Origin of the sequence: Prevotella sp. CAG:255 (assembly GCF_000431195.1) — a bacterium.
Classification (GTDB): Bacteria; Bacteroidota; Bacteroidia; order Bacteroidales; family Bacteroidaceae; genus Prevotella; species Prevotella rara.
The window spans coordinates 38,791-54,040 of the sequence record NZ_HF986781.1 but is presented as its reverse complement, the minus strand read 5'-3'; the positions used below and the strand labels follow the sequence as shown (position 1 = coordinate 54,040).

General features: G+C 43.6%; 8 protein-coding genes. 5 read left to right on the top strand and 3 right to left on the bottom strand.

The annotated features are described in order from the left end of the window. The 5 genes from QVO66_RS03280 to xyl3A form a co-directional block, all read left to right on the top strand. The coding region (locus QVO66_RS03280) for a SusC/RagA family TonB-linked outer membrane protein (RefSeq protein ID WP_288172517.1) at positions 1-2,010 on the top strand (2,010 nt) is incomplete at its 5' end. Positions 2,011-2,030: 20 nt separating this feature from the next. After that, complete coding sequence (locus QVO66_RS03275; RefSeq protein WP_021853972.1) at positions 2,031-4,004, top strand: RagB/SusD family nutrient uptake outer membrane protein; 1,974 nt, start codon at positions 2,031-2,033, stop codon at positions 4,002-4,004. 21 nt (positions 4,005-4,025) lie between these two features. Continuing rightward, positions 4,026-5,720: a DUF5123 domain-containing protein gene (locus QVO66_RS03270; protein ID WP_021853971.1), complete on the top strand. Its 1,695-nt coding sequence runs from the start codon at positions 4,026-4,028 to the stop codon at positions 5,718-5,720. 215 nt (positions 5,721-5,935) lie between these two features. Next, on the top strand, positions 5,936-8,032 hold the full coding sequence (locus QVO66_RS03265; RefSeq protein WP_369678040.1) for a pectate lyase family protein: 2,097 nt from the start codon (positions 5,936-5,938) through the stop codon (positions 8,030-8,032). A gap of 406 nt (positions 8,033-8,438) precedes the next feature. Beyond that, positions 8,439-11,015 (top strand): xylan 1,4-beta-xylosidase, encoded by a 2,577-nt coding sequence (gene xyl3A, locus QVO66_RS03260; RefSeq protein WP_021853968.1) that lies wholly within the window; start codon positions 8,439-8,441, stop codon positions 11,013-11,015. Between the two features lie 570 nt (positions 11,016-11,585). On the opposite strand, the gene QVO66_RS03255 is transcribed toward xyl3A, so the two are convergent. From QVO66_RS03255 to QVO66_RS03245, 3 genes are all read right to left on the bottom strand, one after another. Then, positions 11,586-12,929: an Ig-like domain-containing protein gene (locus tag QVO66_RS03255; RefSeq protein WP_021853967.1), complete on the bottom strand. Its 1,344-nt coding sequence runs from the start codon at positions 12,927-12,929 to the stop codon at positions 11,586-11,588. A 170-nt stretch (positions 12,930-13,099) separates the two neighbouring features. Next, positions 13,100-14,863 (bottom strand): pectate lyase, encoded by a 1,764-nt coding sequence (locus QVO66_RS03250; protein ID WP_021853966.1) that lies wholly within the window; start codon positions 14,861-14,863, stop codon positions 13,100-13,102. 82 nt (positions 14,864-14,945) lie between these two features. Next, positions 14,946-15,250 (bottom strand): glycoside hydrolase family 88 protein (locus QVO66_RS03245; protein ID WP_288172515.1); only part of this gene is annotated, 305 nt, incomplete at its 5' end.

The following is a 15,250-nucleotide window of genomic DNA, read 5'->3' as shown; positions in this document are numbered from 1 at the left end:
CGCAATCCGGTTGAGCGTATCAGCGATACATATAAGTATCAGGAGCGTTTCTCTCAGAACTATAATGTAGGTTTGAACTGGAAACCTTTCAAGAACATTACATTCCGTACTGAATTCGGTTACGGCTGGAAATATAATGATACAGACCAGGTTTGGGGTGCAAGAGCCGTTACAAACTCTAAATATGGATATAATGGACAGCCGCAGGCTATGTTTGTAAGACTGGAGAATAAGAACTGGCGCAATGCTAACACTGTTACTTACGATAACAGAAAATTGTTCGGTGGCCGTGATCATATTAACGTAATGATCGGTCAGGAGTGGAGCAGTTCACGTGATATTACACGTACAAATGTTTCTGTTGCATTCCCAGAGGAAATGACAATCGATGAGGTTCTTGCAAACACAGCAGCAGGTACAGCTCTTCCAAACGAAGGCGATATTGAGGCACAGGAAAACATCCTTTCATACTTTGGCCGTATTAATTATACAATGGCTGACAAATATCTTGCAACATTCACTCTCCGTGCTGACGGTTCAAGTAAGTTTGGCAAGAATAACCGTTGGGGCTGGTTCCCTTCACTTGCATTGGCATGGCGTATGTCAGAAGAGAACTTCATGAAGGGTGCATCTGACTGGCTCTCTAACTTGAAGCTTCGTCTGAGCTTTGGTACAGCAGGTAACAACCGTATTAATTCAGGATTGCTCGAGCCGTTATATTCAATGGCTTCTAATACATCAAAGGCTCCCGAGTTCAACGGCGTTACTGGTTCAATGCTTGAGCATGGTAAATATCTTTATAATCCTGACTTGAAATGGGAAACAACCATAACACGTAACTTGGGTATTGACTTCGGTTTCTGGAATAACAGAATCAGCGGTACTTTGGATTTCTACTGGAATACAACAAAGGATTTGCTTATGGAAACAGTAATTCCTTCAAGCACAGGATATGAAACTCAGTTCCAGAACTTTGGTAAGACATCAAACAAGGGTGTTGAACTTGCAATCAACGCTGTACTTGTTGACAAGAAGAACTTTGGATTGAACTTTAATTTCAATATTTCTTACAACCGCAACAAGATTGAAGAACTTAACAGCGGCAGCCCATGGCAGAGCTCAAGTTGGAGTGGTAAGACTCTTGAGCAGTATGAGGACTTCCGTGTTGTTGCCGGTGGTCGTCTGGGAGAACTTTGGGGATACAAGACAAATGGTTACTATACCGTTTATGATCCTGCCACAGGCACAGGTGACCTCGTGCTGAATGCAAATGGAACATGGTCTTTGCGTGAAGGACTGAAAGACAACAGCTATACTTACTTTGGCGGTCTCTATCCCGGCGTTCTTAAAGTGCAGGTTGACGAAAATGGTGATCCTATAAAGCAGCGTCTTGGCAATACTGTTGCTCCTACAACAGGTGGTTTCGGATTTGACGGTCGCATAGGTAACTTTGACTTCAACGTATTCTTCAACTATTCTCTTGGCAACAAGCTGGTTAACGGTACAAAACTTGCAAACTCTTTCTATGCAGGTTCAAGCAAGAACTACAACCTGGTTGCAGACTTTAATCTTGAGAACCGTTATACATGGATCGACCCTGAGACAGGTCTTAACTTAGGCCGTCCTTCAACAAATACAATTGCTGCTTATGGTAGCGCTGAGGCTGTTATGGCACGTCTGAACGAAATCAACCAGGGTAAGGTTATGTATAACCCTGCAGGTGTTTCAAAGATGTACCTTATTGATTATGCAGTTGAGGATGCTTCATTCTTGCGCGTACAGAATATTACAGTAGGATATACACTTCCTAAGAAGTGGGTTAAGGCTATGAATATTGAGAATATCAGACTCTATTTCACAGGTTATAACCTCTTCTGTATCACAGGATATGATGGCTATGATCCTGAAGTTGATACAAGCAGTAAGAAGACTCCTATGTGTCCTGGTATAGATTATGCGGCATATCCTAAGAGCCGTACATTTGTAGGAGGTATTAACGTAACATTCTAAATTTTAAGAATATAGAAATTATGAAAAAGATATTTTCAATGATGATTCTTTCTGCGGGAATTTTGGGACTTTCATCTTGTTCTGATTTCCTGGATCAGAATTCTCCTTCGGAAATGAATCAAACAACTGTGTATAACTCAACATATTACACAAGTTTGCGTGTGAATAAACTTTATGGTGGTATGGGCCAAGACCGTACTTATTCACAGGATTGGAGTATTACAACCAATATAAACAGTGATATCGAGCTTGTAGACGGTCTCGGAAATGGTGCTTATGAAGCAGGTAACCGTGGTGCCGGAAACTATAATGTTTCTACAGGATGGAGCACTCTTACAGATGAGTGGACTGCAATGTATGGAATCATTGAGGATGCTAATGATATTATTGAAGGCATTCGTCAGAGCCCACTTTTTGTTGAAGGCAATGATTCATACCAGGAAATGGGCCGTTATCTCGGTGAAGCTTTGACTATCAGAGCTATGGTATATTTTGATATGTTGCGTTATTGGGGTGATATTCCTATGAAACTCGAAACATCTCAGCCTGATTTGAGCAATGCGTTCATGGCCAAGACTGACCGCGATGTTATTATGGACACATTGATGGTTGACCTTGAGGAAGCTACAAAACTTTTGCCTTGGGCTGGTGAGAACGGATATACCACAGAGCATGTAACAAAGGGCTATGCTCACGCCTTGTTGGCACAGATAGCTATGACACGTGCAGGTTATGCTATACGTGAGAAGGCTAAAGACGGATATGAGACAGCAAGTTATTCAGATCCTGTGTATCCGACACAGCGTCCTGGTGCAGAGGAGCGTAAGGCTCTCTATGAGAAAGCGTTGAAGCATCTTACAGCCGTTATCGTATCTGGCAAGCACCAGTTGAATCCTTCGTTCGAAAATGAGTGGTATCTTATCAATCAGCAGACATTGGATTTGACATATCAGGAGAACTTGTTCGAGATACCTATGAAGTATAACGTTACAAGTGAGCTTGGTTATACAATTGGTGTGCGTATTACAAAGGATAATGCTACATTTGGTAATGGTAACTCTAGCGGTAAAGTTAAGTTGACAGCTCCTTTCTTCTATTCTTATAAGCAGAACGATACACGCCGTGACGTAACTGTTGCTCCTTACGAAATCACTACTACAAGCGGTAGCGACAATAGAGCTGAGCAGGCTGTTGAAAAGATGCTTAAGAATGCTCCATTTGGACTTTATGTAGGTAAATGGAATCCGAGATGGATGTCTGAAACATGGCTTTCTGACAACCAGAAGATTGACTCAAAGCACATGACTGGTATCAATCCTGTTAAGATGCGTTATTCTAATGTACTGCTTTTCTATGCAGAGTGTATGAACGAATTGGCTGGAGGTCCTGATGCAACATATCCTGATAATGCTGGCTTGACAGCCCGTCAGGCTTTGGCTCTCGTACACGAGCGTGCTTATGATGACGAGCATAAGGCTGAAGCTCAGGCTTATGTGGCTTCTCTGCCGTCAGATAAGGAAGGATTCTTCAACGATGGTATCGTACAGGAGAATGCATGGGAGTTTGCAGGTGAAGGTTTCCGCAAATATGATCTGATTCGTTGGAACCTGCTTGTTCAGAAGATTTATGAGTTTAAGCAGACATATCTGCGTCAGCTTGCTGATGGAACATATCCTGAAAAAGTGTTCTTCAACTATACAGATGACTCAAAGAGTCGTATCGATTTCTCTTCTGTGACATGGTATACACCTGTCGAGGAAGTTAATGAGGCAGATTATCAAGACAGCTGCGACTGGTTCGGAAAGGCTGATCTTGAATCAGGAACAGATACTCAGGTAAATACAAACCTTCCTTCTATATGTAGCGGACTTGTTGGCAATGATGTAAATTCGATGGATGCAGGTGTTGCAGTTAAGAATCGTTATTTGATGCCTATAAGTTTGACAACAATCTCTGACTCACAGGGATACTTAAGTAACTCATACGGTTATTAATTTACAGTAAATTAAAAAAGGATGAAAACTATTAATAAATTTTTCAGTTCAATACTGATAATGTTTTTAGGTCTCTCTGTGGTTTCTTGTACGGACGGAAACGACTGGGGCTTGGACAGTGCTTTTGACAGATTGTTTGGAGTTGGAGAGGACGACATTACTGTTGAAACAACTGCAACAACTGCAACTGTTACTTTCTCGGCAATGTCTGCCACAAAGGACTCTTTATATTTTGTTATCGAGGTCAGCAAAGACTCTTTGTATGACGAAATCGCAATGGGCGGTGAGCGTGCCAAAGTTTTTGGACTGAACAAGGAAATCAGAAAGTCTCCTGTTGTTCTGACAGGTCTTGACGGTGACTCTAAGTATTATATGCGAATAAAGACAATGTCTGATACAAAGGCAGAGTCTAAGTGGGTTTATTATAAAGACGGTGAATCTTTTAAAACTCAGGCAGAGCAGATCTTTGATGAGGTGCTGGCTGATGACTATACAGATTCTGAGGTTACATTACGCTGGAATGCACCGGCTGATTCTGTAACAAACATCCTGGTTGTTCAGGGCACAGACACAACTGACTATGTGTTGACTGAAACAGATAAGGCAGAACAAACTCATACGTTTACAGGTCTGACTCCTCTGACAACTTACACCTTTATAATATATAATGGTGAGGCTAAGCGTGGTACACAGACTGTTACAACTTCTGCTGCACCTCCTGCTGCAAGTTATACAGAGTATCTTGATGCTGACATTGAAAGATTCAACCAGGCTCTTATGGATGAAATTCTGGCAAAAGCTCAGGCTGCAACAGGTTCTGGTAATGTAAGCGTTACAATTGTATTCCCGGCAGACAAGACAATTGAGGTTATTGGTGATGATACTCAGAGCGATCCGGGTGCACTTACAGTTCCTGACGGAATGTCTGTTAACTTCTTTGGCCGTGGTGGTGGTGAAACACCTGTATTGCGTCTGCTGAAGAGCATCGACATCGCTGGTTCACATAACTTCATAACATTCCAGCATCTGAAGATTGTTGATGACGGTTCTGGCGCTAACTATCTGATTAACCAGAGCAAGGCTTGTACTGTAGACAAGATTGAATTCACTGACTGTGAAGTTTCTGGTATGAAGAATACTTTCTTCCGCCTGCAGGGCAGCGAGGCTAAGGTTATCAACAATCTGGTTATCGATAACTGCTTGATGCATGATCTTGGTTCAGGATATTCATTCATACATGTTGATGACAATGGAAACCAGGCTGTATATGTTAACAACATTAAGATGACAAACAGCACTTTCTGGAATATCTGTGTTACGGGTAAGACCTTTATCTATAGTGAGAAAGTGAACATGAACTCAATCTACATGGAGTATTGTACTTTCTATAACAACAACGGTAGTGGTCAGTACTTTATCGATTTCAACGATAAGACCTATGGTCCTGAGACGTTCTCTGTATTTAACTGCGTATTCGGTAAGACTCCGGATGAGGCAACAAACAAGAACATCAGAGCAAAGATTGAACCTGAAGTTGTGAACTCATATTGCGCAAGCGACTTCTATAAGTCTAAGGGCTTCCCCAACATAACAATTCTTGATTACACATCAGATAAATTGTTTGTTGATCCGGCAAATGCAGACTTCCACTTCATTTCAGGAACATTAGATAATTCAGGTGCTGGTGACCCAAGATGGTGGCCCGCAGCAGAATAATCATTCATAAAATCAAAGAGGGGCAGGGCTTTTCTGCTCCTCTTTGATTTTTGTTTATTAGCATAGTTGGGTATAATATTATAGATAAATTTATTTTACTCATCTCACGGGCTTTATCAGTTCGTTGTTTTAATAATAAAGAAACTATTTTTCGTTGTTTACATTTTATGTATAAAACAAGTTTTATTTTTAAGGTATTATCATTATTGTTGTGCTTGTCTTCTTTTCAGACAGTATACTCGCAGGATAAGCCGATAGCCTTTCCTGGTGCTGAAGGTTTTGGACGTTATACCACAGGTGGACGAGGTGGTGCTGTATACCATGTAACCAATCTTAATGACAGCGGTACAGGATCATTTCGTTGGGCGTGCGAACGTAGTGGAATTAGGACCATCGTTTTTGATGTGTCTGGCACAATACATTTGAAGAGTGAACTCAAACTGCGTAACGGTAACGTGACGATTGCCGGACAGACAGCTCCTGGTGACGGTATATGCATTGCAGATTATCCTTTTGTTATTGCAGCAGACAATGTTATAATACGTTTCCTTCGTTTTAGATTGGGTGATCAATATGTTGATGATGAGAAGAATCAAGGCGATGGCCTTGGAGGTACTGACAACAAGAATATAATTGTCGACCATTGTTCTGTAAGCTGGAGTATAGATGAGTGCTTGTCTGTATACGGAAGCGAGAACACAACAGTTCAGTGGTGTATTGCTGCGCAGAGTCTTCGTGAGTCAGGCCATTCAAAGGGCGCTCATGGATATGGCGGTAACTGGGGAGGTTCTGGCGCAACTTATCACCACAATCTTCTTGCTCACCATGAGTCACGAGCTCCGCGCCTTGGCCCGCGCCCTGATACACAGACAGACGAGCGTATGGATATGCGCAACAATGTTATATACAACTGGGCCGGAAATGGATGTTACGGCGGTGAAGGCATGAATGTTAACATTGTGAACAATTATTATAAGCCAGGACCTGCTACAAATACAAGGAAGACTGATATGCAGAAGAGGATAGCAGGAATCGGCATCCGTACTTCTGAATACACAGATCACGATACAGACAAACCTAATGAATGGGATGTAATGTGGCACGTCTGGGGCGACTTTTATGTAGACGGAAATGTAAATCCAAAATATTCTGATGTTACTAATGACAACTGGACATACGGTATTTACAATCAGATAAGCAACAGCGGCAATGACAATACGTTCACACAGGAGACCCGCGACACGATGCGCTTGTCAGAACCATTGACGTTTGAGGCCGTAACAACACATTCGGCTGAGATGGCTTATGACAGGGTGCTTGCCTATGCAGGAGCGTCACTGCACAGAGACTGGGTTGACGAACTAGTTGTAAACGATACGCGTAATGGCGGTGCGTCATGCACAGGTACATCCAGTGCAACAAGCAAGTTGCCGGGCATTATTGACAGCCAGGACGACTTGAAGCAGGCTTTCCCTGATGCAGGAGATGATTGGAGCGCATGGCCTGAACTGAAATCTGAGGCAGCTCCGTTAGATACCGATGGCGACGGCATGCCTGATGCATGGGAAGACGCAAACGGACTTGACAAGAATAATGCCAGTGACGGAAAGACCATAGGAGCTGACGGATATTCAAATCTTGAGAGATACATGAACAGTATTGTTGCCGAGATAATGGAGGCTGGCAATGAAGGCGGAACGCTTCTTAGCGGCAATCAGATTTATGATGATGACAACGACCCGTCAGATGGTGAGACTGTTGTTTATGAACTTTCATCAGATACATATCTTAATTCTGATTCTGGAAATTCTGCTTTATGGATTTTCAACAACGGTTTCAGCATTTCTAATGATGGCGGTAAAGGCTATTCGAAAGGCGAGCAGGGCTGTGTCAAGTATTCAAGCGGAGTGCAGTTTACAGTGAACATTCCTTCAGGCAAGAAGGTTACAAAAGTAGGCATCTATGGATACGACAACTATGCTGACGGTGACAGCTATCTTGCAGAGCTTAACGGCATGGAATATTCAGAGACTGACTATGTGTTCCCGGCAAAAATCGGCACAACTCCGGTGTATAAGTCTTATGATATAGAACTTGTTTCACCTGCCGAAGGCACACTTACGTTTAAGGCAGCCGGCAAGCAGTGTGTATGGAAACTTTCTCTCACAACAACAACTCCAACCGGCATCTCTGAAATCAATACTGATGAAAAGAATGCAGGAAAGATATATAATCTGCAGGGTGTAGAAATGAAAGGTTCATTGCAGCCCGGAATATATATCCGTAACGGCAAGAAGTTTGTTGTTAAATAGAACGTTTAAACAGCAGATAAAATAATTATTAAGGCAGAAGTCATAATCACAATGGCTTCTGCCTTTTTGTTTTAAAAAGCGTTTGTAGGAAGTTCTTATTTTCTTTTTTGTCTGAATTATTAAGACTGATTTTGGATTAGCAGACAATAATCCGTTCAATATAAAGCATCATTTTGGCTTGATTTTGATGACTGACTTGAAGCCAGTTGATTAGGCTTGGTTCCCTGTTTTGGTTCATTTGCATTTTGTTTTGTATATAAACAGATGAACCATATAAAAAACATTTTGTGATATTTTTACTTTTCTTTGGTTTTAAGTATCTTTGCATATGTGATAAATCGTGACTTTATTTAAAGTCTTTTTGAGTTCTTGTAAACTGTTTAAAATCTATAATACCAAGAAAACGATGAAAAAGCGAAATCTATTTGTTGTAGCGGCTGTCTTTTGTTCTGTTGTTTCTGGTGCTCAGACTCTTCCTTACCAGAATCCTAATCTTTCCGCAAAGGAACGTGCTGCTGATTTATGTTCAAGGTTGACGCTTGAGGAGAAAGCCAAGCTGATGCTCGATCAGTCAGAGGCAATCCCCCGACTAGGCATACCCGGCTTTGCATGGTGGAGCGAAGCCCTTCATGGCGTCGGACGCAACGGCTATTGTACGGTTTTCCCTTCATGTATCGGAATGGCTGCGTCTTTCGACGATGTGTTGCTCGAGCGTATATATACGGCGGTGAGCGATGAGGCACGTGCAAAGAATACGGCACAGAGAAAGAAGGGCAGTGTGGGCCGTTATCAGGGTCTTTCGTTCTGGACTCCAAACGTAAACATTTTCCGTGATCCGAGATGGGGACGCGGGCAGGAAACTTATGGTGAGGACCCGTATATGAACGCGCGCATGGGACTTGCCGTGGTGCGTGGCCTGCAGGGACCGGCCGGACATAAGTATATGAAGCTTTATGCCTGCGCAAAGCATTTTGCCGTGCATAGCGGTCCTGAGAAGACGCGCCATCATTTTGACATCGAAAACCTGTCGCCACGTGATTTGTGGGAGACTTATTTGCCGGCCTTCAAGGCGCTTGTGCAGAAGGGAGGCGTAAAGGAGGTTATGTGTGCATATCAGCGTTTTGAGGGAGAGCCATGCTGTGGCAGCAACAGGCTGCTTAGGCAGATTCTTCGTGACGAATGGGGATTCAAGGGGCTTGTGGTTAGCGACTGCGGCGCCATCAGTGATTTTTGGACTCCTGGCTGCCATGAAGTCTCACCCGATGCTGCTTCTGCCTCAGCCAAAGCCGTTATAAGCGGCACCGACCTAGAATGCGGAAACAGCTATAAAGCTCTGCCTGATGCCGTAAAGGCCGGAGCCATAACTGAGCAACAGATAAATACAAGTGTAGAACGGCTGCTTGAGGCACGTTTTGAACTAGGCGACTTTGACCCCGACTCACTTGTTGAGTGGACACGCATTCCTGAAAGTGTTATAGCAAGCAAGGCCCACAAGAAGCTGGCGCTCGACATGGCACGCGAGCAGATGGTGCTGCTGCATAACAAGAACAACACTCTGCCGTTGGCAAAGGACGCTTCTGATATTGTAGTTATGGGACCTAATGCTGCCGATTCGACAATGATGTGGGGCATATATTACGGTCAGCCTACACACACCATCACGGTGCTTGAGGGAATGCGCAACAAGCTTGGCTCTGGCGTAAGATATGTCAAGGGATGCGACATAACGTCAATGACCGAGAGTGAGAGCATTTTTGGACGCATGACAGGACTTGACGGCAAGGCCGGAATGACAGCAAAGTTCTGGAATAACACCGATATGGACGGACAGCCTGTTTATGAGGGCAATTATTCGAGCCATCCTCAGTTTGACACCGGCGGCAACACCGTATTTGCTCCGGGAGTGGAGTTGAAAGATTTTTCTGTCAGGTTTAACGGAAACTTTACGGCTGACAAGACTGAGACGCTGTGTGTGAGATATCTGAATGACGGACGCATACGCCTTATTGTCAACGGAGACACCTTGGTAAACAGAAATAACAAGAACGAGGTGAGGCTTAATGAGCGCCGTATTAAGGTTAAGGCCGGCGCCAACTATTCTGTGCAGCTCGACTATATCCAGTTTGGCAACGGTGCTTCGCTGAGTTTTGACGTATCAAGAATGCAGACACTCACAGTTCCCGGTGTGCTCAAGTCTGTTGGTGATGCATCTACTGTTGTGTTCGTTGGCGGTATATCGCCCAATCTGGAGCGTGAGGAGGCTAAGGTTACGGAGCCAGGATTTGACAATGGCGACCGTACCAGCATTGAACTTCCCTTAGTTCAGCGCGAACTTATTAAGGCTCTTCATGATGCAGGCAAGAAGGTTGTGCTGGTCAATTGCAGCGGCAGTGCGGTTGCGCTTACACCAGAACTCGAGACATGTGATGCAATTCTGCAGGCATGGTATCCCGGTGAACAGGGCGGTACGGCTGTGGCAGATGTTCTGTTTGGCGATTACAATCCCGGCGGCAAGCTTCCTGTTACATTCTATAAGAACGACAGTCAGCTGCCTCCGTTTGACGATTACAATATGTCAAACCGCACCTACCGCTATTTTAAGGGCGAACCGCTGTTCCCCTTTGGATACGGCTTAAGCTATACGACATTTGTTGTAGGCGAGCCGTCTTATGACGCCTCAACCGGCAAGATAAAGGTGAAGGTTGGCAACACCGGCCGTCGTGACGGAGTAGAAATCGTGCAGGTATATATGCGCAACACGGCAGATACTGAAGGACCGCTGAAAACATTGCGCAGATTTGCGCGTGTTGAGCTGAAGGCAGGCGAGACGAAGACCGTAGAAATAGATTTTCCGCGTGAAGCTTTTGAGGGCTGGGATGCTCAGAGTAATGACATGAGAGTGGTGCCGGGCAGGTATGACATCATGGTCGGAACATCGAGCGCTGACAAGGATCTGAAGCGTATAAGCGTGGATGTGAAGTGATAAAACAGAAAACTCGTTTGGCAACACGACATTTTCTCGAGTAAAAAGTCATGACATTTTAAAATCGCGAAATAGCGATTCAGATGGCTGTCATTGGCCTAAAAACATTCAAAATCTATGGCTTTTAGCAGCCTGAAAGGTGAGTTTTGGTATGAAAACCATAGACTTTTGGCTATAAAACAAGCCTTTTGACACTGCAAAACATGTCATTTTATATTATAAAAGCATACCTTTTACACGCTGAAAGGTATGCTTTTGCTTTTATTATACAGTGTGAATTAACACCTGAATGCTATAAAGTACTGATAACCAATGTTTTATCTTATATGCTGTAAAATGGAGGATTTTAAGGCAAGTGATATCTTTTATTTTCGCGATGGCCTTTCTGCGCACGTTAAAGGTTCGGATTTTAGAAAACTTTTACATCCCTTCATTTAGTTTTATGTGTCGTAACAAGCCGTCATTCATATAGACTTCTCAGTCCGTTTCATTCCGGTTGAATATATTAAAGTAAAAGGGATGCAGCCATGACAGCTGCATCCCTTATGATGTATAATCTGTTGTTTAAGATTATTTGTTAACGAATTTCTTGCCGTTCTGAATCAGAATGCCCTTTGTGTTCTTGCTTACGCGCTGACCTGCGAGGTTGTAAACAGGAGCATTTGCGTCAAACTTCTCAACTGTTGTGCCGCTGATGCTTGTGCCTGTTTCGTCAAGCTGATAGAGGAAAGGCAATACTGTATTTTCCTTCTTTTCTGTATATACACCGAATGTTGTATAAGTACCGTCACCCCACTGGATGAAATATCCGTTGTTGGCAATCTTGAATGTACCGTCAGTCTGAGCCTCTACAGTCCAAACGCTAGGTTCAGAACCTACATTGAATGAGTTGTATGTTCCGCTCTGATACATGTATCTGTCGTAGCAGTCCTGTATTGTGTAGCCAGAACCATTCTCTGTAAATACGAAGCTGTCATCGTATGTGCTCTTTATTTTGATAACGTCAGTAAGTTCATCAATAGAGCCTGAATTTAAGTAGCCGTATGTGTAATTTTCAGAAAGCGGATATGCATAGTATGTCTTATTGTCACGCTGAGCAACGATAAGATATTCTTTACCGCTTGTTATGGCAGCAACTTTCTTGTAAGTGTTATATTTGAACACTTCGATTGTGCAAGTAGCCTTGCCTGCATAGTATTCATCGTTTTCCTCAGAAGTGGCTGTGATAACAGCTGTTCCTAATTCGCCACCTAATGTGATAGTTCCCTCGCTGTTTACAGAAGCAACGCCTTCATTGTCAGATGCAAATGTAACGGCTGCTGTTGTAGCTTTAGTAAATGTAGGAGCTGTAAACTCTGTTCCCTGTTCAACAGAAACCTCATCTTCGCTGAACTTAAGTTCTGCGTTCTTCTTTGCAACTCCACCTGCAAGTGTTACTACGGCATTCTTGTAGCGGTTCTGAGTTGATACACTTGAGTTGTTGGCGTCACGTGAAGCTGTGAATGTAACTTCGGCAGCATCTCCGGTCCATGTAATGTTTTTGTCAGCGTCTTCAGTTATAGTGCCGACATTGGCTGTGAGGACACCCCATTTGTCAATTTGGCCATGCTCAAGAGTGATGCTTGTCATGTTGCCTGTTGTAGATGTGAATGTCATTGTACATCCGTCAAGAACTTCAGTGCTTTTTCCTCCGTAAAGACGTACTTCTCCGGCTTTATTGTATGCAGGAGGATTTTGAGAGTTGCCTTTGGCAAATGAAACAGTTATACCGTCTACAGTCTGTGGCATTTCTGTTATGTCGCTAATTGTTGCGTTGCCATATAATGCGGTAAAGTCGAATGTAGTTTGTGCAAATCCTGTTCCGCATATAAGGGACAGTATTGCAACTAAAGATAAGCGTAAAATTTTCTTCATAATCATAATTTTTTTAATTATTAATGTTGTTATATGTTTTACAAAAATAGAGATTTTATTTGTATTGGACAATTCTTTTTATGTTAAAATGTGGTTAATATTCTTTATCAAAAAAGAGTGAGCAACATTAATGTCCTCACTCTTTTCATAACGGTCTAATAAAACGAATCTTATTTTATAACTTTATCAGTCTTTGTCTTTCCGTTTTCGTAGGTTATCTTTCTGATATTTATGCCTTTAGCTGGTGCATTTAACTTGGCTCCGCCAAGTGTGAAGTATTCAATCTTCTTTATTTCAGAAGTGGTAACTTCATTGCTTATGCCTGTAGATACGCACGAAGGATAATACTCGTCAACGGTATTTATGGCATCCGTGTTCTGAGATTTCATGATATTCTCAACGATAGAGTTGATATAAACCTCAACGTTGGTGTACCATCCTTTCTGTGTGTCTATAGTATACAGACTTGCATCTGAGGCATCGTTGGGATTAAGGCCGTTGGCAATTTCCCATTCGTCGGGCATTCCGTCGTTGTCGCTGTCGTAGCCGTCAGGGCGCTGACCGGTGGGGAAGTTGGCTTCGGTGTATCCGTTAACATCAGAAACAAGGTCTACAAGACCTTCCTGCTTGGTTACAGAGCCTGTATATGTTGCCGTACCTGTCTGGGCTTCTTCCATATAGCGGGCATCAACCTCGTCGCGATAAAGCGATGCACCGCAGTAGAGCATAACCTTGCTGAATGCGTTTTCTGCACTGTGGGTTGTAACCTCGCCCATTGGAGCTGGCTCGTCCATCTTTATTCTGACGCACATTTCGCCGTCGCTGTTTGCTACGTGTTCAACGGCATCTCCGTAATAGTTGTTTACGTCCTTAGAATATTCTTCGCCATTGATGGTGTATGTGCCGTCGTCATAGCTTACGCCGCTCCAGTCTCTGTTTTGAGTTATTGAACCTCCGTGAGTTTCTGTAGTGTTGCCTGCAATGTAGTAACGGCTGGTCATACCGAAGATTTTCGGATGTCCTTCAGAGTTTCCATCAGCAGCAACTGAAATTTCTGTAACCTTCTTTGCTTTGCTGTCCGGTGTAGACGGACCGCCCTTATAGTAGTTGTTCACTATATTAATTTGTCCGCCGCCGGGGCCTCCGTAGCAGCCGTTGCTGTTGCCCCAGTTATACATCACGCAGTTGCGGAAGTCAACATTTTCGGCCTGAACAGAGTTCTTCCAGTTATATGTGCTGTACAGTTTGTTGCCCGTGTATCCGCTCCATTCATAACGTGCGCCGTTGAAACGCGGAACGCGGTTGGTTACGTGTGCTATCATGTTGTGGTGAAAGCTTGCCAGCTTACCGCCCCAGATGCCTCCGTAGCCGTGTGCTCCCTTGCCGTGTCCGGCGTTGTTAAGGCTCTCGGCAACAGTACACCATTGCATTGTAAAGTTATTGTTGTCGTAGAATGAGGCAACTTCGTCTATACTCCAGCTGAAAGAGCAGTGGTCAAGAATAATACCTGTTGTTTCTCTTTGCCATGTTGCGTCTGCTCCGTCGTTCTTGTCTTTTTCCTGTCCGCGGCGCACGCGTATAAATCTTATGACATTGTTTGCTCCCGGTCTTACAGTATAATATCTTAAAGTTATTCCGGGGTAGGGGGCTGTCTGTCCGGCAATGGTGGTGTTTGCGCCGATGCTGATATCAGATTTCAGAGGTATTACTCCGGCAACATCAAATACGACAATCTTCTTAGAAGATCCGCTGACAGCAGATCTGAAAGAACCTGTACCGCTGTCGTTCAGATTAGTTACATGTACAATCTTTCCTTCGCGTCCGCCCGTTACGTAGCGTCCGTGACCTTCAGCTCCGGGGAATGCGGGAGCTTGCGCAGAAACAGCAATGGCACTCGCTGCCATTGCTGTTGTCATTAAGAGTTTCTTTTTCATTAAATGCTGTTAGAATTATCTTTTGTTATATCTGTTTTAATAAATGTCAGATGCTTTTAAGTAGATTTTGTCTTGCAGCTGATTACTGATTGAGCTTGGCAACATCGTAGCCCATGCGCTCCATCTCCAGTGATGCCCAAATAAACGGACCAACGCCTTTTCCGTCGTTGTCGCGTATAGGTTCACTCATGTAGTAGTTGAACGAGCCGTCGCGGCGGCGTCCTTTTGCGTTGTCGGGGCCTAAGCCTGACACTTCGCAGCAGCGTGTAAGTGATACAGTCTTGTCTGCATTCACCTTGATAAACTCTTTCAGTATGCCTTTATAGCCTTTCAGTCCGGCTTCTTTCAGGTCGTTAGAGAAATAGCCGAGGCGTGAGCCTTTCAGCA